Origin of the sequence: Leptospira inadai serovar Lyme str. 10 (genome assembly GCF_000243675.2) — a bacterium.
GTDB lineage: Bacteria > Spirochaetota > Leptospiria > Leptospirales > Leptospiraceae > Leptospira_B > Leptospira_B inadai.
Genome location: NZ_AHMM02000024.1, coordinates 14,602 through 40,540, shown reverse-complemented (window position 1 = coordinate 40,540; position 25,939 = coordinate 14,602). Strand labels below are relative to the sequence as shown.

19 protein-coding genes are annotated in these 25,939 nt (G+C 43.1%); 10 read left to right on the top strand and 9 right to left on the bottom strand.

The annotated features are described in order from the left end of the window. Positions 1-14: 14 nt before the first annotated feature. On the bottom strand, positions 15-3,536 hold the full coding sequence (locus tag LEP1GSC047_RS14025) for a molybdopterin-dependent oxidoreductase (protein ID WP_010409372.1): 3,522 nt from the start codon (positions 3,534-3,536) through the stop codon (positions 15-17). 394 nt (positions 3,537-3,930) lie between these two features. On the opposite strand from LEP1GSC047_RS14025, the gene LEP1GSC047_RS14020 reads away from it, so the two are divergent. The 4 genes from LEP1GSC047_RS14020 to cobA are packed head-to-tail and all read left to right on the top strand — an operon-like array spanning position 3,931 to position 8,900. Beyond that, the gene (locus LEP1GSC047_RS14020; RefSeq protein WP_010409371.1) at positions 3,931-5,148 is read left to right on the top strand and encodes a nitrate/nitrite transporter; all 1,218 of its coding nucleotides are present in this window, start codon (positions 3,931-3,933) and stop codon (positions 5,146-5,148) included. A gap of 42 nt (positions 5,149-5,190) precedes the next feature. Continuing rightward, positions 5,191-7,713, top strand: a complete 2,523-nt coding sequence (gene nirB / locus LEP1GSC047_RS14015) for a nitrite reductase large subunit NirB (RefSeq protein WP_010409370.1) — start codon at positions 5,191-5,193, stop codon at positions 7,711-7,713. A gap of 9 nt (positions 7,714-7,722) precedes the next feature. Beyond that, on the top strand, positions 7,723-8,106 hold the full coding sequence (gene nirD, locus LEP1GSC047_RS14010; protein ID WP_010409369.1) for a nitrite reductase small subunit NirD: 384 nt from the start codon (positions 7,723-7,725) through the stop codon (positions 8,104-8,106). Beyond that, positions 8,103-8,900, top strand: a complete 798-nt coding sequence (gene cobA, locus LEP1GSC047_RS14005; protein ID WP_010409368.1) for a uroporphyrinogen-III C-methyltransferase — start codon at positions 8,103-8,105, stop codon at positions 8,898-8,900. Before nirD ends, cobA begins: the two co-directional genes overlap by 4 nt. 82 nt (positions 8,901-8,982) lie before the next feature. Here cobA and LEP1GSC047_RS14000 read toward each other — a convergent pair whose 3' ends face one another. Then, positions 8,983-12,498 carry a nitrate reductase gene (locus tag LEP1GSC047_RS14000; RefSeq protein WP_010409367.1) on the bottom strand — a complete coding sequence of 1,172 codons (3,516 nt, stop codon included), beginning with the start codon at positions 12,496-12,498 and terminating at the stop codon, positions 8,983-8,985. A 537-nt stretch (positions 12,499-13,035) separates the two neighbouring features. On the opposite strand from LEP1GSC047_RS14000, the gene LEP1GSC047_RS13990 reads away from it, so the two are divergent. Then, positions 13,036-13,560, top strand: a complete 525-nt coding sequence (locus LEP1GSC047_RS13990) for a hypothetical protein (RefSeq protein WP_010410132.1) — start codon at positions 13,036-13,038, stop codon at positions 13,558-13,560. 95 nt (positions 13,561-13,655) lie between these two features. Here LEP1GSC047_RS13990 and LEP1GSC047_RS13985 read toward each other — a convergent pair whose 3' ends face one another. The 3 genes from LEP1GSC047_RS13985 to LEP1GSC047_RS13975 are packed head-to-tail and all read right to left on the bottom strand — an operon-like array spanning position 13,656 to position 16,724. Further along, on the bottom strand, positions 13,656-14,462 hold the full coding sequence (locus tag LEP1GSC047_RS13985; protein ID WP_020988952.1) for an ABC transporter ATP-binding protein: 807 nt from the start codon (positions 14,460-14,462) through the stop codon (positions 13,656-13,658). A 32-nt stretch (positions 14,463-14,494) separates the two neighbouring features. Beyond that, positions 14,495-15,388 (bottom strand): nitrate ABC transporter permease, encoded by an 894-nt coding sequence (ntrB, locus tag LEP1GSC047_RS13980; RefSeq protein WP_010410128.1) that lies wholly within the window; start codon positions 15,386-15,388, stop codon positions 14,495-14,497. A 49-nt stretch (positions 15,389-15,437) separates the two neighbouring features. After that, positions 15,438-16,724: a CmpA/NrtA family ABC transporter substrate-binding protein gene (locus tag LEP1GSC047_RS13975; protein ID WP_010410126.1), complete on the bottom strand. Its 1,287-nt coding sequence runs from the start codon at positions 16,722-16,724 to the stop codon at positions 15,438-15,440. A gap of 476 nt (positions 16,725-17,200) precedes the next feature. Here LEP1GSC047_RS13975 and LEP1GSC047_RS13970 point away from each other — a divergent pair, with 476 nt between their 5' ends. Beyond that, positions 17,201-19,111 (top strand): alginate export family protein, encoded by a 1,911-nt coding sequence (locus LEP1GSC047_RS13970; RefSeq protein WP_103186154.1) that lies wholly within the window; start codon positions 17,201-17,203, stop codon positions 19,109-19,111. Between the two features lie 48 nt (positions 19,112-19,159). Here LEP1GSC047_RS13970 and LEP1GSC047_RS13965 read toward each other — a convergent pair whose 3' ends face one another. After that, entirely contained in the window at positions 19,160-19,534 is a 375-nt protein-coding gene (locus LEP1GSC047_RS13965) for a hypothetical protein (protein ID WP_010410123.1), read from the bottom strand. A gap of 244 nt (positions 19,535-19,778) precedes the next feature. Here LEP1GSC047_RS13965 and LEP1GSC047_RS13960 point away from each other — a divergent pair, with 244 nt between their 5' ends. Then, a complete protein-coding gene (locus tag LEP1GSC047_RS13960) occupies positions 19,779-20,171 on the top strand; it encodes a hypothetical protein (protein WP_010410121.1) in 393 nt (130 codons plus the stop codon). An 11-nt stretch (positions 20,172-20,182) separates the two neighbouring features. Here LEP1GSC047_RS13960 and LEP1GSC047_RS13955 read toward each other — a convergent pair whose 3' ends face one another. After that, the gene (locus LEP1GSC047_RS13955; RefSeq protein WP_020988880.1) at positions 20,183-21,097 is read right to left on the bottom strand and encodes a histidine kinase N-terminal 7TM domain-containing protein; all 915 of its coding nucleotides are present in this window, start codon (positions 21,095-21,097) and stop codon (positions 20,183-20,185) included. A gap of 196 nt (positions 21,098-21,293) precedes the next feature. Between LEP1GSC047_RS13955 and LEP1GSC047_RS13950 the strand changes: the two genes are divergently transcribed. After that, positions 21,294-21,692: a helix-turn-helix transcriptional regulator gene (locus LEP1GSC047_RS13950; RefSeq protein WP_010410118.1), complete on the top strand. Its 399-nt coding sequence runs from the start codon at positions 21,294-21,296 to the stop codon at positions 21,690-21,692. Positions 21,693-21,695: 3 nt separating this feature from the next. Here LEP1GSC047_RS13950 and LEP1GSC047_RS13945 read toward each other — a convergent pair whose 3' ends face one another. After that, positions 21,696-22,607, bottom strand: a complete 912-nt coding sequence (locus tag LEP1GSC047_RS13945; RefSeq protein ID WP_010410116.1) for an LIC10906 family membrane protein — start codon at positions 22,605-22,607, stop codon at positions 21,696-21,698. A gap of 16 nt (positions 22,608-22,623) precedes the next feature. After that, positions 22,624-23,304 (bottom strand): LBL_2463 family protein, encoded by a 681-nt coding sequence (locus LEP1GSC047_RS13940; protein ID WP_052580723.1) that lies wholly within the window; start codon positions 23,302-23,304, stop codon positions 22,624-22,626. Between the two features lie 376 nt (positions 23,305-23,680). Here LEP1GSC047_RS13940 and LEP1GSC047_RS13935 point away from each other — a divergent pair, with 376 nt between their 5' ends. Together LEP1GSC047_RS13935 and LEP1GSC047_RS13930 are read left to right on the top strand one after the other, a co-directional pair. Then, positions 23,681-24,919, top strand: a complete 1,239-nt coding sequence (locus LEP1GSC047_RS13935; RefSeq protein WP_020988877.1) for an NnrS family protein — start codon at positions 23,681-23,683, stop codon at positions 24,917-24,919. Positions 24,920-25,238: 319 nt separating this feature from the next. Continuing rightward, the gene (locus LEP1GSC047_RS13930) at positions 25,239-25,904 is read left to right on the top strand and encodes a Crp/Fnr family transcriptional regulator (RefSeq protein ID WP_010410108.1); all 666 of its coding nucleotides are present in this window, start codon (positions 25,239-25,241) and stop codon (positions 25,902-25,904) included. Positions 25,905-25,939: the final 35 nt, after the last annotated feature.

Genomic DNA, 25,939 nt, shown 5'->3' with positions numbered 1-25,939 from the left:
ATCGAATAAACATTTTACTCGACCGCCGGAGAGATAACGGAGGATTTCCCTTTAATGATTCTTGAAATTTCCGGTCGGCAACTTCCGCATCCCGTCCCTGCACCCGTGTTTATGCCGATTCCTTCCAGCGTAAGAATTCCTTTTTGAATCTCGTTTTCGATATTCCCGCTACCGACACCGTTACAGGAGCAAACAAGCGAACCTTCTATCGGTTTTAAAGGCCGGGAATCTCCCAAAAGCGATTCGCGCTTATCCCCTAGTTCCATTCCCGAAGCGATCAATGCTTTGAATTCCGAAAATCTATTCTTATCACCGATCAGAATCGCGCCGACCAATTTATCTCCTTTTATAATGCATTTCTTATATTTTTTCCGTTTGCGATCGAGAAAAATAATTTCTTCGTATTCGGAACCGTCATTTTCCATGATCACTTCCGGCAGTCTTAGGGAGATCAAGTCGAGCCCGGGGATTTTCAGAATATTCGTATGCAACGATCCGGAGTAAGAATTTACCTTATACCCGTAAATATGATTCGCGGCGATCCTAGCCTGCTCTTCCGTCGCGGCGACGGTTCCGTACATTCCCGATTCGTGTTCGGCGACTTCTCCGATCGCATAAATGTCCGGATCGCTGGTTTGTAAATACTCGTTCACTCTCAGTCCGGAACCTATTTTAAGATCGGTTCCTTGGATTACTTTCAAGTTGGGAGAAGTTCCCACGGCAAAGACGATGCCATCCGGTTCCAGAGTCGATCCGTCGCTTAATTTTACCCTCTCCACTCTAGGGGCACCCACGATTTTAGAGATTTCCGCATTGAAAATAATTCGAATTCCTTTGGCCTCTATCTCTTCTTTCAGAATATCGCAAGCGACCTTATCCAATTGCTTGGACATCAATCGATCGGCCCTAACTAAGACCGTTACGTTGACGCCTACGACCCGAAGCGCCGCTCCCAACTCCAATCCGAGTAGACCTCCTCCGACGATTAATGCGTGAGAATCTCGCACGAAAAAACCTTTGATTCTCTCCGCATCTTCCTTTGCTCTTAGACTAAAGACGCCTTCCGAATCCGGGTTTACGAATTTCGGTATCGAAGGGGAGCTCCCCGTCGCAATGATAAGTTTATTATACGAATGAAGATTTCCTTCCGAATCTTTTACTTTCTTTCCTTCCCGAGAAATCTCGAGCACGGAAGTCGAGGAGAACAAATTTATATTCCAAGAGTCGATTTCTTCCGGTTCCACGCCCATCAATTGGGTGAAATTTTTCTCCCCGCTGATTAAGTCCGGCAATAGAATCCTATTATAAAAAGGGTGTTCCTCTTTGCAAATGACCGTAATTTCATCGTCGGGGGCCAAGGTTCTGTAATGTTTTAGGAAGGATAAGCTTCCGTTTCCTCCTCCGATAATTAGAATTTTCTCTTTTACTTTTTTATAAGGTCTTACTTCGACTGCCGATAACTTAAATCCGGGTTGTTTGGAAAACGGGTCATAATTGGAGCTGGTAAGATTATTGGCTCTCGATTCGTCATTACCGTTCATCCTTCCCCAATGCATAGGTAAAAAGACGACGCCTTGTTTGATTGATTCGGTAATCAACGCTTTTACCCGAACGCCGCCTCTGCTATTTTTTATCTCTACGACTTGTCCATCGGAGATATTTCTAGCCCGTGCATCGTCCGGATGAATCTCTAAATTAGGCTCCTTTCGATGTTCCTTTAATTTACGCACCTTTCCGGTTTTAGTCATCGTATGCCATTGATCCCTAATTCGCCCGGTGGTAAGTATTAAAGGATATTCCGGCGTCGTTTTTTCGGATGGATCCTCGGTTTTCACATCCGAAAATTTTGCCTTTCCACCCGGTCTGTAAAATATATGATCCGTAAAAAGACGAGGAGTACCCCCGTGATCTTTATGGGGATAGGGCCATTGAACGGAACGATTTTCCTTTAATATGGAATAATCCAAACCCGATATATCGATCTTTGTTCCTTTCGTAAGCTGAGAATGCTCTAAAAAAACGTCCTCCTCCGATTCATAAGAAAAAGATGATGTATAACCCATTATGCGCGCAAAATCCCGAATAATCCAGGTATCCGCGATTGCCTCACCCGGCGGGTCCATAATCTTGGGCAGAAAGGTGATCCGGCGATCCGAGTTAGTCATCGTGCCCTGCTTCTCGATCCACCCTGCGGCGGGTAAAACAAAATCCGCAAAAGGAATTGCACCGGAGTTTTTCGAAATATCCTGAACGATTACTAACTCGGATGCGCGTAAGCCCGCTTCCACGGCTCTAGCGTCGGGCATACTGACTGTCGGATTGGTGCAAACGATCCAAATCGCCTTCATCTTTCCGTTTCGAAGATTTTCGAACATTTCTGTTGCGCTAAATCCCGGCTTACTTTGAATATCGGGGACTCCCCAAAAATCCGCTACTTCCCTCCTATGTTCAGGATCGTTTAAATTTCGATGGGCAGGCAACAAATTACAAAGACCTCCTACCTCTCTTCCGCCCATGGCATTCGGTTGCCCGGTTAATGAAAAGGGGCCCGATCCGGGTTTACCGATTTTGCCCGTTATCAGCGAAAGATTCAATAAAGCCAGATTCTTATTTACGCCGACGACACTCTGATTCAATCCCATAGCCCAAAGAGAAAGGAAGCCTCGAGATCGCGCAATCAGTCCGGCGGCTTCCACGATTTGCTCGGGCGGGATACCGCAAGCCTCCGCGGCCTCATCTAAAGTCGATTCGAAGACTCTCGACTTCAGCTCTTCAAAACCTTCGGTATGCTGAAGAATAAACTGATGATCGATCCATTCGTTCTCGATCAGGACTCTGGCGATCGCGTGGAACAAAGATATGTCCGAACCAGGGCGAATTTGAAGATGTAAATCGGCGTCCTCGGAAGTTTCCGTTTTTCGAGGGTCGACTACGATCGTCTTTACGGATGGATCCGACTTTTTTCTAGCCTCTATCCTCCGAAACAGGATGGGATGACACCAGGCAGGATTCGCTCCGGCTATCAGAAAGCAGTCGGCTAATTCGATATCGTCGTAACTTATCGGAACGCTATCTTCCCCTAACGCCATTTTATAACCTACGACAGCCGAACTCATACAAAGCCGGGAATTCGTATCGATATTATTGGTGCCCAAAAATCCTTTAGTTAACTTATTTATAATATAATATTCTTCGGTTAATAGCTGTCCTGAGACGTAGAATCCAACCGAGTCCGGGCCGTGCTCCGCGATTATCTTGCGAAATCTGGTCGCAATGCCGGAGAGAGCGGAGTCCCAAGAGGTTTGCTCTAGATTCGAATTTCTGTCTTTTCTTACCATCGGATGGAGTAAACGATCCGAGAGATCCATCGCGGTATAATGCAAATTCAACCCTTTCGAGCAAAGCATCCCCTTGTTTGCAGGATGCTCCGGATCACCCATTACGCTTATTTCATTCGGACCGCTCTTTTGAACGATTATTCCACAGCCTACTCCGCAATAGGAACATGTTGTTTGATAGGATTCAGTTTCGGCCACAAATCGTTAAATGCAATTTCTATACCTAATTTAGATATATTTCTATTTTATTTTCATTTTCTTGCCATTTTCCAAACTGCTGACTCTATACCGAATAATGCAGCCCAGAACCCGGGGCGGCGACCGCCTTAGGACTTAAATTATGGCTTATTTAAAAACCGTATTGTACATATTTTAAGCGTTATCTAGCAATATGCGGTAAATTCCCCTCTTCTTTCTAGGGCAACGCTGAAATTTAAAGGAATTAGCCTCTTCCCTACCGCTTAAATCGCGCACGAGCGACCCGGGAGTCCTGCAACATGCGGTTTTTTATTCTTTATTTTTAACATTGGCACAATTTATGCTTATAGATAAGCAAGCACCGAATTTTTTTAATACAAGAGGGTTCTACGATATGCAAAAATTACAACAATTCCTACGAGCAGGACATTTTCCGACTTTGGTCAGCTCCTTTCTTTACTTCGATTTTAGCTTTATGATTTGGATGCTATTAGCGGCCTTAGGAATTTTTCTATCGGAAGAATTCGGATTAGGGCCAGCTCAGAAAGGTTTGATGGTTTCTATTCCTTTATTAGGAGGAACGCTATTAAGAATTCCGATGGGCCTACTGTCCGATCGATTCGGTTCCAAAAAAGTAGCCCTTTCCGGTATGGCAGTCACGATGATCCCTCTCGTTTGGGGATGGCTATCGGCAAAATCGATGCCGGAAGTCGTTTGCATCGGCCTATTACTAGGCGTCGCTGGAGCGAGTTTTGCGGTTGCCCTCCCTCTCGCAAGTCGTTGGTATCCCGCTAAATACCAAGGTTTAGTAATGGGCATTGCGGGAGCAGGAAACAGCGGATCCGTCCTGGCGACCTTATTTGCTCCGAGTTTAGCCAAAGCGTATGGCTGGCATTCGGTATTCGGTTTGGCGATAATACCGATGAGTATCGTGTTCCTATTCTTTCTTTTTACCGCAAAAGATTGCCCGGGAACCATCAATCGAAAAGGAATTTTGGAATATTTTGCTCCTATCAAGTCAAGGGACGCCATTACTTTCTGCTTATTATACAGCGTGACTTTTGGCGGCTTTGTAGGGATAGCGAGCTTCCTACCCATTTTCTTTTACGACCAATACGGTATCGAAAAAGTTACCACAGGCCTCTATACTTCCTACTGCATTATCGGCGCAAGTATGCTCCGCCCCGTCGGCGGTTACTTATCCGATAAATTCGGCGGGGTAAACGTTCTCAGCCTAGTTCTCCTCACTTTAAGCGTAATATTGATCGGTATATCATACCTTTTTCCGGTCAATATTACGCTTCCATTGTTTATCGGATTAATGGCTTGTCTTGGCTTAGGGAACGGCTCGGTCTTTCAACTCGTTCCATTGCGTTTCAAAAAAGATATCGGCGTAGTAACGGGCTTCGTGGGTGCATTCGGCGGCTTGGGGGGATTTTTAGTTCCGAACTTACTCGGATCCTTAAAATCCGTTTCCGGCAGTTTTGCGACCGGATTCGTAATCTTGGCCTTAATAACGATATCCTCGGCGGCTTTGGTATTTTTTACGAACCTTCTGATTTGGAAAAAAGCGGATTCTAATCAAACGGAACTCGGACTCGAAGGAGTTTAAACTTTTATAAAGTAATAGTTTAGTACTCTAAGGAAATATAATATGAATAAACGGAAGTTAGTAATTATTGGAAACGGGATGGTCGGCCATCGCTTTGCGGAAAAGCTGGTCGAATTCGGAGGAGCGGATAAATTCGAGATTACGATTCTCGGCGAAGAGCCGAGGCGCGCCTACGATCGAGTGCATCTTTCGGAATATTTTTCGAATCGATCGGTGGAAGACTTGTATTTATGCAAAGCCGATTGGTATCGCGCAAATGGAATACGCTTATTGCTTTCGGAACCGGCGACTTCCATCGATATCGTTCGCCGATTCGTCACTACTTCCTCGGGAACCGAGCTGCAATTCGACGAACTCGTATTCGCCACCGGATCCGCTCCGTTTGTTCCCAACTTCGAGGGAATCGATAAGAAGGGTATTTTCGTTTATAGAACGATCGAGGACTTGGAAAAAATTCTCGAATACGGCAAGGGAATTAAAAAAGCCGCGGTTTTAGGCGGGGGATTGCTCGGGTTAGAGGCGGCAAAGGCCTTGGTCGATATGGGCAAGGATACGCATGTGGTCGAATTCGCAACCAGGCTTATGCCGAGACAGTTGGATGATGCCGCCTCCTCTATATTAAAGCAAAGGATCGAAGAACTCGGAGTTACGATCCATCTCGAAAAACAGACGGAAAAAGCGACGGGCGAACTCGCGATTAAGGAATTGAAGTTTATAGACGGTACCTCTCTTGAAATCGATATGTTAGTGGTTTCCGCAGGGATTCGGCCGAGAGATGAACTCGCTCGCAAGTCCGGAATCATTGCCGGCGAGCGCGGTGGCATCATCATCGACGATGAGTTAAGGACGAACGTGTACGGAGTTTATGCTATCGGTGAAGTGGCTTTACATCGGAATTTCATCTATGGGTTAGTAGCTCCCGGATATGAAATGGCCGAAGCATTAGCGTACAATCTTTGCAGTCCTCACCATACTCCTAAATCTTATTCCGGTTCCGACCTTTCGACCAAGCTAAAATTGATCGGAGTGGATGTTGCATCCTTCGGGGACGCCCTCGGTCAAGCGGAACATATTCCTATCGTCTTCAAAAATCCACGAAGCGGTGTATATAAGAAACTCGTAATATCCCTTGACGGGAAGCGGCTATTGGGTGGAATCTTGGTCGGAGACGTAAAAGCTTACGGTAATCTTCTTTCTCTGTACTTAAACAGAATGGAATTACCCGAGGAACCCGAGACCCTAATCGTAGGTTCCGTATCGTCCGAGAATCTCTTTGGCGCGGATTCACTCCCCGAAGAAGCGAAGATATGCTCCTGCAATAACGTTTCAAAAGGAGATATCTTACGTGCGATTCGGGAGAAAAACTGCACCGACATAGGTTCCTTAAAAGAATGCTCGAAAGCGGGGACGGGTTGCGGAGGATGCATTCCTCAAGTCAATTCGATTCTTAAGACGGAACTAAAGGCGCAAGGGAAGGTCATTACCGAACATGTTTGCGAGCATTTTAAATATTCTCGCCAGGAACTATTCCAAATCATTAAAGTAAAAAATCTAAAATCGTTTACGGACGTTATTAAAGAGGTAGGCAAAGGGAACGGTTGCGAGATATGTAAACCCGCGGTAGCCTCCATTCTTGCGAGTGTCTGGAATGAACCTATATTAAAGCATAGGGAAATCCAAGACACGAACGATAAATATCTCGCGAATATCCAAAAGGGAGGAACTTACTCCATCGTACCGAGAATTCCCGGCGGCGAAATCACTCCCGAAAAATTAATTCAAATCGGCGAAATCGCCAAAAAATACGATCTCTATTGCAAGATAACCGGCGGACAAAGAATCGATTTACTCGGAGCCAAAATGGATCAACTTCCGGAGATCTGGAAGGACCTCGTTGAAAAAGGTTTTGAAAGCGGACATGCGTACGGCAAAGCGATGCGGACCGTGAAAAGCTGCGTCGGTTCCACATGGTGCCGATACGGAGTTCAGGATAGTACGGCCTTCGCAATAAGAATAGAAGAGCGGTACCGAGGGATCCGTGCCCCGCATAAAATTAAGTCCGCCGTTTCGGGATGCATTCGCGAATGTGCCGAAGCTAGAGGAAAAGATTTCGGGGTCATCGCTACCGAGAAAGGTTGGAATTTATATGTAGGCGGGAACGGCGGTGTGAACCCGAAGCACGCAATTCTATTCGCCGAAGATTTGGACGAGGACACTTGTCTTCGTTACATCGATCGTTTTCTAATGTTCTATATCCGAACTGCAGACAAACTCATGCGCACTTCGACATGGCTTGAGCAGTTGGAAGGAGGAATCGATTATTTGAAGGATGTCATTATCAACGATCGATTGGGAATAAATTCCCAATTGGAATCGGAGATGGAAGCCCTAGTCGATACCTACGTTTGCGAATGGAAGGACGTGGTAGAAGATCAGGAAAAACAGAAGAAATTCAAACATTTTGTGAATAGCCAAAATTCGGATTCTTCCGTCAGGTTCGTCGAAGAGCGGGGACAAAAACGCCCGGTCAGTCGTCGAAATTTGGATTTAACTGCGGTTAAGTAGGAGAGAACGATGAAAACAACGATAGCGGAAAAGATTTGGTTTTTGGTAGCGCCCGTATCGGAATTTCCCGAGGACGGCGGCACCTGCGCAAAAGTCGGCGATCAACAGATTGCAGTTTTCCATTTTAGTTCAAGGAACGAATGGTTTGCCTGCGATAACTCCTGTCCACATACGGGTGATATGGTACTGGCGAGAGGTTTGATCGGAGATACGGCCGGAGAACCTAAAGTCGCATGTCCTTTACATAAACGTAATTTCTCTCTAAAAACCGGAGAGTGCCTATCCGGCGAAGCTTACAAAGTACGAACCTATCCGGTCATCATCGAGGAAGGATTAGTTTACATCGAAATCGATGCACGTATGACCGATGAACATAGGACGGTGGAAACATGAGCGCCCTTGGATTCGAAACTCCCGCAGATACCGGAAAAATTTTTCTCGTCGGTGCAGGCCCTGGAGATCCGGAACTTCTGACCGTTAAGGCGATCAGGATTCTTCGCAAGGCACAGGTAGTTTTATACGACGATTTAGTATCACCTAAAGTTTTACATATTTGTAGGAAGAATACGGAATTAATCTATGTCGGTAAGCGACTTGGGCAACACAGTTGCGCTCAAGACGAAATTAACGCTAAAATAGCGGATGCGGCCCGGCACTATGCTGTTGTGGTTCGCTTGAAAGGTGGAGATCCCTCCATATTCGGTCGAGTGGGAGAAGAGTATGCATATCTGATTTCTCGAGGATTTGAATGTGAAATCGTTGCGGGAATTACGACAGGGTCGGCTATCGCCGCACATCTCGGATTCCCTTTAACTCATCGGGACTACGCAGGGGAGATCGTTTTTTTGTCCGGACATAGAAAGGAAGGTCAAAACTCTACGGGATTCCGCAATCTAATATGCAAAGATAAAACCATAATCGTCTATATGGGATTGAATTCCCTCGGAACAATCGTGGATCAGCTTTTAGATGGAGGAAATTCCGAATCGACGCCGGTCGCGATTATCGAGAACGCCACGCTACCGTCGGAAAGGATTGTTATCGGGAACCTGGACAGTATTCTTGAAAAGGTAGAGAGCGAGAAAATTCAATCACCCGCTTTGATCGTCGTCGGCGAAGTAGTTCGCTTTTATCTTGAAATGAAGGAACTAAAGGAAAGAAATTTACTCAAATCGGTAGTCGCTTAAAATAGAAAGCCGATTTAAATGACGACTTAATCGATTCGATATAGATAAAAACGGCGGGAAATTTCCTTCACTCTGATTCTCGCTATACTTTTTGTATAACGCTTTTTAAAAGATTGGAGATTTCCGAACGGCAACTTCCACAACCTGTCCCTGCTCCGGTTCGCTTACCGATTCCGGATAAAGTGTGCTCGCCCTCATAAATGGCTTCCAAGATATTCCCGTCTCCGACACCGTTGCAAGAGCAAACGACTTTTCCTAATAACGGCTTAGTAAACTCCCCTCCCAAAAAGAGTTTTTTCCTTTTTTCCCCGAGCTCGATATGCGAGGCGATCCACTCTTTAAATTTAAGGAATTCGGAAGTGTCTCCGATCAAAATGGCGGCAACAAGACGATCGTTTCTGATAATGCATTTTTTATAAATTCGTTTCTTACGATCTATAAAGGTAATCTCTTCGAACTCGTCCTTATCCTCCGCCTTTATTTCGAAGGGAGTATTCGGCAATCTCACCGAAACGAGTTCCAACCCCGAAACTTTAAGTAGATAGGTATGGAGAGATCCTTCGTATTCGTCGAAAGAATATCCGAAGATATGCTGAGCCGCTATTTTTGCCTGATCTTCGACCGCCGATACGGTTCCGTAACTTTCATTTTCGTGTTCGGCCATCTCACCGATCGAGTAAATATCCGGATCACTGGACCTGAGAAAAGCATCCACGACCACTCCGTTCCCGCAGACCAAACCGCTCTCTTTTGCAATTTCAAAATTCGGTTTAGTGCCGATCGCATAAATGATACCGTCAGGATTAAGGACTTTGCCGTTAGTCAACTTTACTTTGGAAATTCTTTCGGTTCCCTCCAATTTGGAAATTTCGGCATCGAAGATAAGTTCTATTCCACGAGCTTCGATTTCTTCCCGTAAAAGTTCGCTTCCCATTAAATCCAATTTCTTCGACATCAATCTATTCGTTCTAACGACTAGCGTTACACGAATACCTGCCGAAACTAGAACGGACGCTATTTCTAAGCCGAGTAGACCGCCTCCAACGATCAGCGCCCAAGTCCCCGGTACGAAATAATTGCGAATCCTATCCGCGTCGAATTTACTTCGAAGACTGAAAATTCCGGTCATCGTCGAAGGAACCAGCGAAGATTTTATCGCAGAACTCCCGAGAGCTAACACTAGTTTATTATAGGAATGTAATTCATCGTTGGAATCCCGAACTTTCTTTCCCTCGATATAAATCTTAGTAACCGACGTGTTCGGAATCATGTTCAGATTCCAGGAGAGAATTTCCTCCTGATCGCTCGGTAGGAGTTCCTCGAATTCCTTTTCCCCCCCGATATAATCCGGCAATAGAACCCTATTATAAAACGGATCCGCCTCTCGGCAAATTACGGTAATCTCGTCGTGAGGAGCCATAGCTTTATAATGTTTTAAGAAGGCTAATGTGGCGCTCCCTCCCCCGACGATCAGGATCTTCTCCTTCGGTTTTTTATAGGGAAGGACCTTAACGGCTGCAATTTTGAAACCGGGTTGCTTCGACTGGGGATCGAATGCCGGACTGGTGAGATTATTCGATCGCGGTTGATCCGAGCCGCTTTTTTTCCCCCAATGCATCGGTAAAAATACGACGCCGGGTTTGATTGACTTCGTCAGATTCGCCTTCGTTCTGACGGTTCCTCGGGAATTGATTACGTCGACTATCGTACCTTCCTTAATTCCGTATTTCAATGCGTCGGAAGGATGTATTTCCAGGTTCGGTTCTCTTCTATGCTCCCGTAGTTTTCGTACTTTTCCGGTCCGGGTCATCGAATGCCACTGGTCTCGAATCCTACCCGTAGTCAGGATTAACGGATATTCAATATTCGGTTTTTCTGAATCGTCCTCGAAACTGACCGCGTGAATTTTCGCCTTTCCTCCAGGTCTATAGAAGATTTTGTCCTCGAATAATCTAGGGCTGCCCGAATAGCCCTTTGAAGGATAAGGCCACTGCGCGACCCGAAGATTCCGAATTTCCTGATAATCTAATCCGGCAATATCGATCTTAGTCCCAGTTGTTAAGCGACAGTGTTCTAAAAAAATTTCCTCTTCGTTCTTGTAGGAAAAGAAAGATTCGAAACCCATTTTTTTGGCGAATTCACGAATGATCCAGGCATCGCCCATCGCCTCGCCGGGCGGGTCCATAAATTTCGGAAGATAAGAAATTCGACGGTCGGAGCTAGTCATCGTACCTTCTTTTTCGCCCCACCCGGCCGCCGGAAGCACTACGTCGGCAAAAGGCACCGCTGCGGAATCCTTGGAAATATCTTGCACAACCACGAATTCGGCGGATCTGAGCGCGGACTCGACAGCCCTTGCATCAGGAAGACTTACCGTCGGATTCGTACAAACGATCCATACAGCCTTCATCTTTCCCGACTTTAAGCTATCGAACATTTCGACGGCGCTAAAACCGGGCTCGGCGGGAATGGAGTCGACTCCCCAAAATTCCGCAACTTCTTTTCGATGGTCCGGATTGTTCAACTCCCGGTGCGCCGGCAATAAATTGCATAATCCTCCGACCTCTCTTCCACCCATCGCATTCGGTTGACCCGTCAACGAAAACGGCCCCGATCCCGGTTTTCCTATCTTACCCGTAATTAAAGAAAGATTAATTAAAGCGAGATTTTTATTCACACCGACGACGCTTTGATTCAATCCCATTGCCCATAAGGATAAGAATCCTTTCGAGCGACTGATCGCCTCGGCAGTCTGATATATAAGCTGGGAGGGAACTCCGCAAATCTCCGAGACTTCCTCAAGGCTTTTTTCAAATACTTTGTCTTTGAACTCGTCGAATCCTTCCGTGTGATAAACGATAAATTCCAGATCAATCCAGTTCTTCTCTATTAAGATTCTTGCAATCGCATGGAACAAGTAGATGTCCGTTCCGGGATGAATCTGTAGATGGATATCCGCGCTCTCGCATGTTTCGGTTCGTCTTGGATCGATTACGATGACCTTTATACTCGCATCGCTCTTCTTTTTGGCTTCGATTCTTCTAAAAACAACCGGATGGCACCAGGCCGGATTTGCTCCAGCAATTAAAAAACAATCCGCCGACTCTATATCGTCGTAACTAACCGGAACGCTATCCTCTCCGAACGCCATCTTATAACCGGAAACCGCCGAACTCATGCATAATCTAGAATTAGTATCGATATTATTCGTTCCTATAAATCCCTTTATTAACTTATTTATAATATAATATTCTTCCGTGAGCAGTTGCCCGGATACGTAAAAGCCTACCGAGTCCGGTCCGAATTCTTTTATATATTTCTTGAATTCGGCGGCCGTTTTGTTCAATGCGGAGTTCCAGGTCGTTCTTTCTAATGGAGAAAAGCGGTCCCGGCGAACCATGGGAAAAAGTAATCGGTCCGTTCGATCCATGGCCGAATAATGCAGATTCATCCCTTTAGAACAAAGCTCGCCCCGATTCGTGGGATGATCCGGATCACCTTGAACCGTAAAATCCAGCGGACCGGATTTACGAACAAGAACTCCGCAACCAACGCCGCAATAGGAACAAGTGGTCTTATACGACTCTTGAATTTGCATACAGGTAAATTCATGCAAATATCACGCCAGTCTATCTGAAAACGCTCGATTCTGGCAAGAAACTAGGTCCAGAGTAAAAATTTTCGATTCCTTATAGGAATCCAAGTACCTATTCTCACTATATACCAAACGATTTGTATAAATTTCATACACGTATACGATTCAAGGTTTATATAATCTCGAATGAAGTAAGCGAATGCTTAATTTCTCTCAAATCACTTGCTTCGCCCCGAGGATTTACGTTGATTTTCGAAACATTCTACCTAATAAAAAAACTAGTCCTATTCCTAATTTTTTTCATACGAATTGGCACCAATCCTGCTTTCCAATTTCCAGAAATCTTTTTTTGTCGAAAAAGACCTTTATCGAATGCAGTCATTTCTAAAATTCAGACAGGTTCCGATGGCGTTCGTTTTCCGATATCGTTAGATAGAGTTTTAGATTGCAATATGTCGATTTAAGTCTAGAGCTGGAGGTTGCATTTTCCTTTCTAAACGGAATGAATGAGCAAAATTCTTCGTTTGAAAAAAACAAAACATGAAAGAAAAAAGCGACTATGAGATTCTATACTACTTTTATCTCCACTCCGATTTAATCGAAGAGGCATGGACAGAGTATAAGTCGAATCCGAGTTCTCTCAGAGCGCTGAATTTAAATAGCTGGATATTATCTTCATTCAATATTTACGATGATATCTCGAGGATGCTACCGGGCATTTTAAGTAGATCGAAGCCGCAAAATCTTTCCTCGGATGAGAACGAATCTGCCTACGAACTGAAACGGATTAAATTATCGATTCGGATGAATCCATTACTTTTATCGATACGCAACAGAAGTCTTTACGGCAAACAAGGATCCAAAAAGAGCGGGGGTCAAAACGGCCGCTACTTCTGGGAATTACAAAAAGAATTAACCTCAAACGATAAAGGAACTTCCGTAAACTTGCTGGAGGAATCTACGAAAGAAGTAATTCGATTTAATAACGAACTTGAACTGGATTTGATAGAATACTACGGATTCAATTATAGAAAGAAATTGAATATCGACTCGATCTTAAAATGATCCGCCTAATATAAATTCATGTCTCATATCATTCCACCGTATCTCTCGCATACAGCAAAAGACTTTACTTAAAGTAAATCCGACTGAAACGAGAGCTACGCAACCGAGTCGTGATGACTAGCTTGGATTAGATAGTGAAGCATTTCTTTTCTCAATTCGTTATAAGACGGGTCCTCTAATATCGATTCCCTATCCCTTTTTCGGGGAAAGCGAACGTTCAAAATCCTATTGATAGTCGCCTTAGGCCCGTTGGACATCAAAATAATTCTATCCGACAAATAAAGCGCCTCATCAATATCGTGAGTGATCATAATCACGGTCTTGCGGAATTGTTCCCAAATTGAACTTAGCTCGTCCTGCATTTTTCCTCTAGTCAACGCATCCAAAGCTCCGAACGGTTCATCCAATAAGAGGACCTTCGGATTTGTAGCAAAAGCTCTAGCGATCCCTACCCGTTGCTTCATACCGCCGGAAATTTCCGAAGGTTTCTTCTTAGAATGCGCGGAGAGATTGACCATTTCTACGAACTTCAGAGTCTCCGCTTTTCTGAACCCCTTATCGCGATCCGGATATACGCTGTCCACCGCTACTCTCACATTCTCTTCAACCGTTAACCAAGGAAGTAAGGAGTGTGATTGAAAAACCACGGCGCGATCCAAGCCGGGTTTCGTAACGGCAACACCATCCACGGCAACTTTTCCTGAAGTCGGAGTTATTAAACCCGCGACTAGATTCAATAGAGTGGATTTACCGCATCCGGAATGGCCTATAATGCTCACGAATTCGCCTTGCGCTATATTCAAATCTATCCCGGCTAACGCATAGTAACGGGCCTTCCCCGATCCGAAAATTTGATGCACGTTATTAATCTGAACGAAATTTGTACTCTCCGATTTTTCCATAAAAATACCCTCCTGGAATTTTTGCCGAATTATCAAACTTCGGATTTACTTCCGAAAAATTTTCCCACGAATCCCATCCCTCGATCCAAAAGCAACCCCACGAGTCCTACGAAAACGAGTGCGACGAGCAAGTCGCTTAATCTTGAGCTGTTCCATGAATCCCATATAAAGAACCCGATTCCGACACCTCCGGTCAGCATTTCGGCGGCAACGATCGCAAGCCAAGCCATACCGATCGAAATTCGCAACCCCGTAAAAATATACGGGGCCGCCGCCGGCAGTAAAATTTTGTAAAAATATCGTATTCCATTAATTTGATACACTTTCGAGATATTCTCGTAATCCTTGGGGATTCGCATAATTCCAACCGAAGTATTTATGATAATCGGCCAAAGCGAAGTTATAAAGATGACGAAAACCGCGGAGGGTCCCGCCTTATTGAAGGCCGCCAAGGAAATCGGCAGCCAACCCAAAGGTGGAATCGTTCTTAAGACTTGAAAAATCGGATCTACCGCCTTGAAGGCTAAATTCGATTTTCCTATTAGAATGCCCAGAATTACTCCGACGAAAGACGCACAAGAATAACCGATAGCGACTCTTTGCAACGAGGAAAGTAATTGCCAGCCGATTCCTTTATCATTTGCTCCGTTATCAAACCAAGGATGAAGTATAAGCTCTTTCGAATCCGTAATTGTTTGAATCGGACCGGGAAGCGTAACATCCTGCATCCGGGAATAAAACTGCCAGAGGATTCCGAAAATCAGTAATGCAAAGCCGGGCAATAGAATCGTCAGAATCGCATTCTTTCTCGAAGCTGCACGGTCCGAATCAACCGAGGATCCGAATTCAAGGTTCGAATTTATCTTAACCGTAGAATCTAAAACCGAGGAAGCTACCGGAACGGATTTCATTTCGATCGTATTCATTTCTTTTTCCTTCCTTTGAGGGCCGTCTCTATGGCGGAATCCAAGCGCCTCATTTCTTACCGTGAGACGTTTTCTTTCCGTCTATATTCTTAATTGTTAATTTACTTAAATACCCTTCCGGATCGTTAGGATCGAATTTTACTCCGTCAAAGAAAGTTTCGATTCCTCGCGAATCGGTTTTAGGAATTGCCTTTTTCTGTCCGATCGATAGGGCGCAATCTCTCCAGATATCGGCGCGATTCACTTGATTCACGACTTTGTCATAATCGACCCCGTTCGGCAAAAATCCCCATCGTCTTGTTTCCGCTAAAAACCATTTATCGTGGCTCTTATACGGAAAGCTAGCATTACTGCTCCAATATTTCATCTTCGGAATTTTATTGCTCATATCCCGACCGTCTCCATAAATAAACTCGCCTTTCAACCTCGGAAGAATGTCTGCTTCAGGCACGTTGATCCAATTTTTTTGGGAAAGAATTTTGGCCATCTCCTTAATATTCTCGCTTTTTTCCGCCCATATTTGAGCTTCCATAATGGCCTTTAAGATCGCTTTGGCCGAATTCGGGTTTTTATCCACCCAATCTTTACGCATTGTGAAAGATTTCTCCGGATGATCTTTCCAGATCTCTTGAGTCATGAGCGCGGTATATCCTATCTTTTGATTGAGAAGTTGTTGGTTCCAGGGTTCGCCCACGCAAAAAGCATCCATGGTCTCAACTTTCATATTTGCTACCATTTGCGGCGGAGGAACAACGATCGTAGTAACGTCCAAGTCCGGATCAATTCCGCCTGCCGCTAACCAATAGCGTAGCCAGTAATTATGAGTCCCCGTCGGGAATGTCATCGCAACCGTCAACGGCTTCCCGTCGGCTTTTGCCCTAGATGCGATAGCTTTTAGAGGAGAGCTATCTATCGAGAGGCCGATATCTTTGTATTTCATAGCTGCGGAAATCCCTTGGTTATTCAAATTCAAGCGAGCTAGAATGTACATCGGAACCGGTTTATTTCCTTTCGTGTTTATCCCTAACGTCAATGCATAAGGCATCGGAGTAAGTATGTGGGCTCCATCAATGCCGCCATTTTCGGAACCAAGCTCAAGATTATCGCGGGTAGTTCCCCAGGAGGCTTGCTTAACGACCTCCACATCGTTCATTCCGTACTTCTTGAAAAGTCCCTTTTCAGCCGCTATAACCAGCGGAGCGGAATCCATTAACGCGATATAACCTATCTTCGCCTTAGTAGTTTCTAATTTTCCTTCCGCGAATACTCCGGAAATATCGAGGGAATAACCAAGTATTCCGATCATGAGCGCTAAATATCCTATTCTTCTTCGCATTGTTGTTAATACTCCATTAATTTCTGAGGACTCCACCGCGAGCTTACAATCTCGGTGCGAAAGGATATAATTATAATTTAATAATATACTATCTTTCCAGCAAGTCGCCGCATCGTCGATTCATCTTATTTCAAGCAATTTTTATGCCAATATTATTAAATTTTCCGGTTTTTAATAGGACAAAGGAGCATTTTTAAAAAATAACAAACGATTGAGCTATTAAGTAGCATGGATAACTCTTTTTGCTCCTATTTCATGCATATTAGGCCGCAAAAAACGGGCGAAATAAGAGCCGATCAAAAAATGATCGCCTATTTAATAGGCTTTATAATTATTTTTATTACAATTTCTAGAATCGAGAGGGATGAAACAGTTTCCGCAAAAGGCCAATTCTTTTCTCAGGTGCCAATATGATAATTGTTATAATATTGGCACGATTATTGCTTATTTCGGAGTTAAGCACTAAGGAACGCCGAATGAAACAATTTATAGCACCAACCCGGAGCTTTAACATCGTGAGAAGCTCTAAGATACAGACAAATAGAAAGTCCCGAAAAGAAGGTACTCGCAAGCTTAGCAGTCTTAAGAAGTATATTTCTAAGTTTAATTCCTCCGAGTTAATTATGATTTTATTAATTACTTCGGGGCTGAACGCGCAAACTTTGGAAAATCCGGCTCAAAAAACCGATCCGGTAGTCCCGCAAACTCAAAACCAACCGGAACCTCCCAAATCTGAACCTCCGAAAACGGAATCTCCCGATCCTAAGAAAAAACCGGAAGAGGTAAAATATGCCACTCCGTTGAAAGGTGACATCCCTCTTGAATACTTAAGAACCTTACTTATTACTCCGGAACAAATGAAAGACACGCAAAAATCTAATTTGTTCTGGCTGGACAATCTTAAAATGGGATTTTCAGCCCGGCCAAGATACGAATCTAGGGAAAACTCGACTTTTAACAAGCGGGTAGACGACTATACTTCTTTCGTCGGCCAAAATACCCAGATTTGGTTTTTACTCGACCCTTCTCCGTATTTCTCCGTAAAAATTACAATGCAGGACAGTAGGCTCTGGGGAGGAAGTCAGGGCGCGCAAAATGCAGGAAACTGGTCTTATGCGCTCACGACCGGATCCGGAGCGACTTTGACCCCCGGGACTACCGCTAACACGAATGTCCGAAGCAATACGGATATCAGGGAGGCTTTTATCGTTTTGAAAAAATCGGAGAAACTCCCGGTGTCGATTTTTATCGGACGCCAAGTCTTCGCATTCGGAGATCTCAAAATCGTAGGGCCGTTAAATTGGTTAAACACCGGGTTTTCCTTCGACGGCGTCCGTTTTGTTCATGATTCGAAATGGTTTCGTTCCCATATTTTCGGAACTATTCTATCCGATCAATATAATGCGCCCTACGGGTTAACTACGAGTAACGGCCAAGCGAAAGGAACCATCGATGAGGCGTACTTTACGGGAATGTATAATACGATCAAGGGCGGCGATATAGCGCATCTTGATTTATACGCATTAGAAGTCTCTAAAAAATGGATCGCTAATCCTAATCCTACGGACTTTGATAGCAGATTGAAGCAACGGGACAACTTGTTGACTACAGGGTTTCGATTAACCAATAGAACGAATATGAATAACTTACCCGCCGGCAAAATATGGGACTGGACGATTGAATCGGCCTGGCAATCCGGATACACAGGTGACCGGGTCAAAGCGGATTGGGACATTTTAAATCTCCAAACCGCTTCGGGTAAGAATATATACACGCAACGAGTTCAGTACGATACCCATTTCTTATCTCTCGATACGGGCTGGAAAGTTTTAGATAACGTTCGACTCGGCGCAGGGTATATCTTCGGATCCGGGGATCCGAATCGATCCGATGCAAAAGTCGGAACCTGGCAAACTCTCTTTCCTCAAGTTGCCGGATCCTTCCCGAACTGGAATACCATGAACGGGCAGTCGCTTTTGGCAGGATTCCAGAATACGAAATCGTATTCAGCTAGGATGAATATTAAAACGGAATCTTACGGAACGTTTATTTTCGCGTTCTACGATACGCTAAAAGCCACTCCGCAAGACGCATGGTATAATGTTTCCGGAGTTCCGAACACCGGAAACAGCACTGAAAACTTTTCGAACAACAAATTCACGATCGATAACGGTCGACTCGGGAAACATTTATTCTATCAATACGATTTTACTTGGATTTACAATTATTCCGAATACATCTCGATTTGGTCCGGATTTTCCTTAGTAAGAGCTCAGGACGCAATAAGAAATGCAAGAGATAATCCTTATGCCGCTAATCCTCTCGATCGCACCACGTTCGAACCGAATTCTAAGTTCTTTTATCTGATGGTCTCAGTCTCACTATAAGCAAGGAAGTTTATAAATATAAACATTACAATTTTATAAAACTTAGAATTAAGACTCCTTTTCATATCCTTCTTTAAATTCTTTAAAGAAGGATAAAGATTTTTTAGCCAAAGCGAGTTCCGCTTTTAAATTGGCGGACTCCCATTTTAAAGAATTTACCTCCCCCTTCAACAAAGTAGCTTCTCCGAGTTGCTCCATTATTTGCGATCGCAACCAGCTGATCTGATTCCTTTGAAGCTTTATTTTAGCGAGAAGCCTGAATATAAAAATGCTATTCTTTAATGCTCTAGACGTCTTTTTTAGCTTAGTGGAAGCGAGGGTTTTGTCGCGAAGCGTTAATACTCTTTTCAAAGATTGAACTTGGGAAACATTTCCTAAATTCTCTTCAAAATACTCGATACTATGCCACTTGGAAAAATACATAATCTTACTATATCGGACCAATCTCCGTAACCCTCGCCCTCACATATCAAAACGCTCGAAATACCCTAAATTTTTTGCTTTATAAAACGTAAATCCCCTAGCCAAAGGCCTTCGATTCCCCCGCAGAACCGATCTTTTACGGTTGATCTCAAATCCATTACTGACTAATATCCAAAGTGAGATATAATTCTCCGCATATACTTTAACACCATTTTAACAATATTCAAGTAACTATTTTATCAAAATGTCAAAAAAATTGAAAAAGACAAACACTATCGGAAATCGGCTACAAATAGCGTTTAAAGAACTCGAAATTTCTAGGGAAGAAGGTGCGGAAACCATCGGCACCTCTTTGGCGACCATAAACAGGTACTTATGCGACCAAGAGACAATCCCGGAATTCAGAATGGATCTTCTCCTAATTAAGAAAGGCGTTTCGAAAGAATTCGTATTTAAAAATAAGGGAATCCCGAAAGCAACCTGGGAAGAAAGACTCAATTTCGTCGAAAAAGAAAAAGCCTTGATTAACGAAATTCGACATAATGCAGTTTTAAAAGAATTAATTTCGAAATTATCAAAGCTTTCCGACGAGAACTTGAAATTCATTAGCGTATTCTTATCCAAATTGAAACCCTAAGAGAAATCGTTTTAGCTTACAAAAAGATCCGTTACTTTTCGAGAATATTGTTTAACATGATCGGATATTGTCCCTTCTTTCGAATACACGGACTCCAACAACATTTCCGCCTGCAAAGCATATACCTCCTCCCTTCTCTTAGTCTCAAACTGATCGCAAATTTCCGCAAAGGTCGCCGGATCGATTTTTTTCATTAGGAATCGATTCAAGGACAGGATCGCAGAAGAGAATTTAGGATTTCGGAAATCGTACTTAAAATCGGAAAGTTCTATAGTAAAGAATCTGTAATTAATTACCGAAATCCAGGCGATCCATAGGAATGACGAAATTCCGAGTACAGCCGTCAAAGCTGCGGGAATCCCGAACAAAGGCAGCAGAATTATTAAAAAGGAAGAAACAAGTCCGCAGAAAACCGCTCCCGCAAATAGATAAATGGAATGAAGCCTTACGAAATAGACTCCCCTGAAGATATTTCGAATCAGCATCGCAAGGCATACAAAGACTGAAGCATAGATATAAGCGTAGATAGAGTAACAAAGCGGATCCGGTTTAAAAATTCCAAGCGTTCCTTCCGTTTGATACGGACCGACGATCCCCCCGAACGAATACCAGGAGAAGAATAGGATCGCTATCACGTGAATTAGAGTCAATAATGCCGGTAGGGATTCCAAGGAATCCGGTCTAAAGTAATTGAAAATTATATACGTTAATAAAATCGGAATAAAGAGAATCGGAATCGGAATTAGATTTACGAGAGAGGACCGAAAAGTTAACGAAAGCTGCATTTCACTTAAAGAAAAAAGAATACACCACGCGGACATCAGAAGCGCAATGAGTGAAAAAGAGAGGCTCAAATAATTTTTTTCCGAACCCTTATAAAAATACGCTGCCGATAGAGATAAAAGGACAAATGTTACGATTGCCAAAATCAACTCCAGGTCATTTTTGTAAGTAAAGGCATAAATAATCTCGAGCCGGACGAAAGTATAAACTTGTCGTTTTTAAGCTGCAGAGTCGAATTAGAATTGCTCTAATCATTAAAGTGCTCAAAATTGCCATATATTTCTTCACATAGTTGTATAAATCATTAAATTTTGACAAGCTTTTATATAAATTATTTATATGATAAAATCAGCAGGAGAACGGGTAAAATTCGTCCGGACAGAGGGCCGAACCGCGGAAATCAATCAGAAAGATTTTGCCGAGGAGATAAAAATTACTCAAGCGATGCTGAGTTTAATCGAATCGAATAAGCAACCTCTTTCCTACGCTATCGCACTTAAGATCGAAAAGGCGACGGGATATAGGGCCGAATGGTTGATCGACGGCGTTAAGCCCGAAAAACTATCTAAAAATTTCCAAGAAATAAGGAATCCGAAGGATCAGGAAGAACTTCTGCGACTAATCTCCAAAACGAACGCGGGCGATTACGTCCTGCTTCTACTTTCAAAGCTTTCCAGTGCGGATCGGGAGGCCGTTTTTAAACTCATTGAATCCTTAGCTAGCAAACGAAAGACTTAATGATCATTTAAAATACCGGCCAAATTGCTCCGCAATCACTCTAGATTTTTCATCGCCTTCAAGCGACGTTCTTGTAACCAGTTCATAATTAAACTCGATTAATGAACTGGCAATCTGAGATCTAATATCCAATATCTTCTCAGTATAATCGTTAGGATCGGCCAGATGGTACAAAAGCAGGACGGCAGGCAGACTGACCCGAACCAAAAACGGAATCTTCTGCCCCATTAGTAATTGGTCCTTTATTTCAAACGCGTCGTATTGCAAAATAGCGATTGCCCACAAGCAGAGAGAGATAATGGTTCCGACTGATACTAAATTTGTATGAAAAATCTGAATCAACGGTAAAAAATAAATGAAAACTAGTGCGAAAAGCAGAGAAACGGTAATACCGCTTAATAATAATATCATCCGAACCCGCGTCGATCCGTTCGAAACCCGAATTAGATTTCCCAAAGTTACTATACAAAATCCCAAAACGGCAGTCGCATATATTAATAATAGATGATAGTTAAACGTGGATCGATAGTAAAAATTCTTTGAATCTATAAGAATGCTGAACTTACAAAAACAAGAACAATAAACAAAATAACTCAACAAAATTGCATGAGCTAAACTCCCTACCCTCTGAAGGAGAGGAAGATCCCCTTTTTTTCCTTTTAGTTCTCGAATGATCGAATTTAGGGTCGAGGGTATGAAAATCGAAGGAAGTAGCATCCAATCGAATGCGAACGGCCTAATTTCTATAGGCAAAAGATCCCGTACCAAGAAACAGCCAATCCAGAGGGCGATCAAGGCGCAGAGGATGAAAAATCTTCGATTCAAATCGCAGGAGGGCGAAATTTTCAGTACATAGACCCCAAGAATTAGGGAGAATAACACGGTGGCCGTTTCTACAAATTGTATCGAGAACATGTCAATTTAGTTTTTATTATACCGCATTCATCGCCAAATACTGTAAAGAATTTTTATGCATTTCGATAATTCTAAATTTTGAAACCCTCCCCCTTAATTTGCAATGCGGGTAATAGACCAGATTCGGGAATTCGTCCGATTCTTTTGCTCCATAATCCAAATACACCCGATGCAATCCCAGCCACTCCGGGTTAATCAGTCCGTAAACTATTTCGAAACCCTTCGTAATGCAGTAATTGGCCACAGCTGTCGCGCATAGCTTCATAGCCCTTCCACCTAAAATAGTGGGGCGAAATGAAACCGAATTCCAATCTGCAGAATTTGTTTTTACTATTGCATATCTGATGTTTAGCTTGGATTTCGTATAGTGCTCGATATTTTCCGCTTCCCCGTGATGAAACGGAAAGTCCAAAAGGGCAAATTCAATCGGCACAAGGTTATCATCCCGTTTTTCCACTAATCTACTGGCAGCTTGAATATGACCTTCACGATCGGTAACATAGAACCAGATCGACCATGGATCGAAATTCATAAAAGGATATTCGTTATATCCAGCGCTTCTGTATATTTTAGTGCTAAAATTTCTTACTTTATCTAAGATATCGAACCCGGAACCGGGAAGCCAGGTATTCAACGTCAAGCGAGGGGTCCTTTGAATGCTATGCTTAGAAATTTGGTCAAAAACTCTATGTGACATAATTAATTATTTAGAACATAATTAATTATTTGCAACGAAAAAACCGGCATTGCATCACCGATTTGTCATGAAATTTCTTCCCGATTCTCGGTGAATATAATACTTTTAGCCTATATTAAATAGGTAATTTATCAAAACTCTAAACAAAGCCTAGTTATAATACAAATGCATGAAGGCTTTTTGCGAATCAGCACGAAAAGAATTTTCAGATATTTAAAAGCATAATCGAATATCTTTGAACTATCGTAAACATTTTCGCTGCAATGGAAGAATTGACTGATATATTAAGAATTCATTGTGATTCGCGCTCATTGATCCGTTTGAAAAAGCCCCGATAAGATATATATGCAGGCCGTATAAAATCCGTGGCCATTTGATGGAGATCAAAGACGTTCAAATCAAATTTTCGTATGATCGACAAATGAATATGCTTTTCGATTCCAAAGCGAGTATTTGGACGTTCGCTTTCCGCCCTTTTTTTCTGGGAACGGGGCTTCATGCTATGTTCGCCATCTTAGTTTGGATATTATTTCATTTTTATAGTTTTTCACCGCCTTACACGACCGTAAGCATCCAATTTCATATGTACGAGATGGTTTTCGGTTTTGCGCGAGCAGCAATTCTCGGTTTTCTTTTTACTGCAGCTCAGAATTGGACGAAAACCGTACTATTAAAGGAAAATAGACTAATCGTCTTATTTCTGCTCTGGCTCTTCGGAAGATTCGGATTTCTCTCGAACTCATGTTTTTCTAGGCTCTCATTCTCGGCCGATATGCTTTGCGATATAGTAGCGCTTTACTATTTGTTGCCTGCTCTTCTGAAACGAGGGCAGGAACACAATCGAATCATAGCGTTTATCTTTGGAGTGTTCTGCTTAATTCACGCAACCGTGATTTTCTCCATTATCGAAGTAATCCCTTCCTATTTAATCCTGCATTTAATACATATTTCCATTTTTGTAATACTCTTTATTATCATTATTATAGCAGGAAGGATTATTCCCTTTTTTACATCCGTCGCGATTCAGATGGCCTTTCCTCAAAAATTCCGGAGGTTAGAGCAAACAATTCAGTATTTCGGTATCCTATTATTACTCGAGGAATTTCTCGAATTTTGGTTTCCTAATCGGCTTTCACTATCCGGAAGTTTTTGTTTTATTTACGCCGTATTAAATGCCGTTCGTTGGTTATACTGGAAGCCTTGGAAGTCGATACGGATTCCTATTCTATTCATTTTGCATTCGGGTTACTTTTGGCTCGTCATAGGGCTTCTAACGTATGCATTTTCGCGCTTCGGGTTCGGTTCGAACTCCCCCGCCTATCACATTCTCACGACCGGGGCAATCGGAGTATTCATATACGGAATGCTCACGCGAGTCTCTCTCGGGCATACAGGACGACCGATTCGCGCGTCTAAACTCACGATCCTGGGATATGTATTCATAAATTTAACGGTGCTCGCTCGCGGATTTCTACCATTATTCGGTCGCAACCAAGAGGCGTATATTTTATCCGCTTTATTTTGGAACTTATCCTTTCTTATTTTTTTTTTAGAATATACTAATATTTTAATTCAACCTAGACCGGACGAGAAGCCTGCCCCTCTACCTAACTGATTTGCAATCGATTCGTTGAAGGCGACGCAATTTTTCGAATCGGCTTGGGAATTTCAGAAGAAAATTTCCGAAACTCTTGGATATAGTTATCCGCGATAAGACGTTTTCCTTTCTTGAAAGAATGTCGGGTCTAAACCTTAGCGAGAATACCTTCCGTTTTGACCCTGCTTCCAATCGAAAAGCCGATAAAAGAACAGAGTCGCGTGGATTAAAATGAAATTTTGAGGTTTTATTCTTGATTTGCATCAATACAAATAGGAAGTTCTTAAGGTGTTTTTAAACGACCACTCTTCCTAATTGGTTTTTATACAACCGACACATGCAAACTTCAACCGAAATCAAATCCAGTAGCGCTAATCATTGGAAGACGATCCGCCAAGAGTATTCCTCCCAGCTCGAATCGTTAGAGATTAAAAGAAAATATAAAAAAGGCGAATTAATCTTTAGCGAGAAAGATCTTTATCGCGGATTTTTTACGGTTTCATCGGGTATTTTCAAAGTGTATTGCCTAAACTCCGACGGGCGAGAAGCAATTCTTCGGATTTTCTCGGTCGGCGAGGTGATAGCCGCTCATCCTATATTTTATATGAGGGAAACTTGCAATTACCCTGCGTTTTGCGAAGCGCTGCAGGAAGGCGAGTTACTATACTACCCGAAGGATGAATTTACCTCTTTCTTACTGCAAAATACCAGAGCACTGTTCCTGTTTTCCGCTCTAACCGTAGAGCATTTGAATTATTTCAGAAAGAAAATGATGGAGAACCTTTTCTTATCGGTGAAGGATAGAATACTTAGTTTCTTACGTGAGTCGGGCGCCGAAGAAGAATTCATCTCGCTCCCGATTACTAAGCAGCAACTTGCATTATTATTAGGAACGACTCCCGAATCCATAAGCAGGGCCTTCCGTTCTCTCTTAGAAGATTCTCTCCTGGAAGAGAAAGGAGATTCTTATCGCGTTAAACGAATCATACTATCTCGTAAGTAAAGGCCGTATTTCGATTCATATTACGGTTTTTGGTT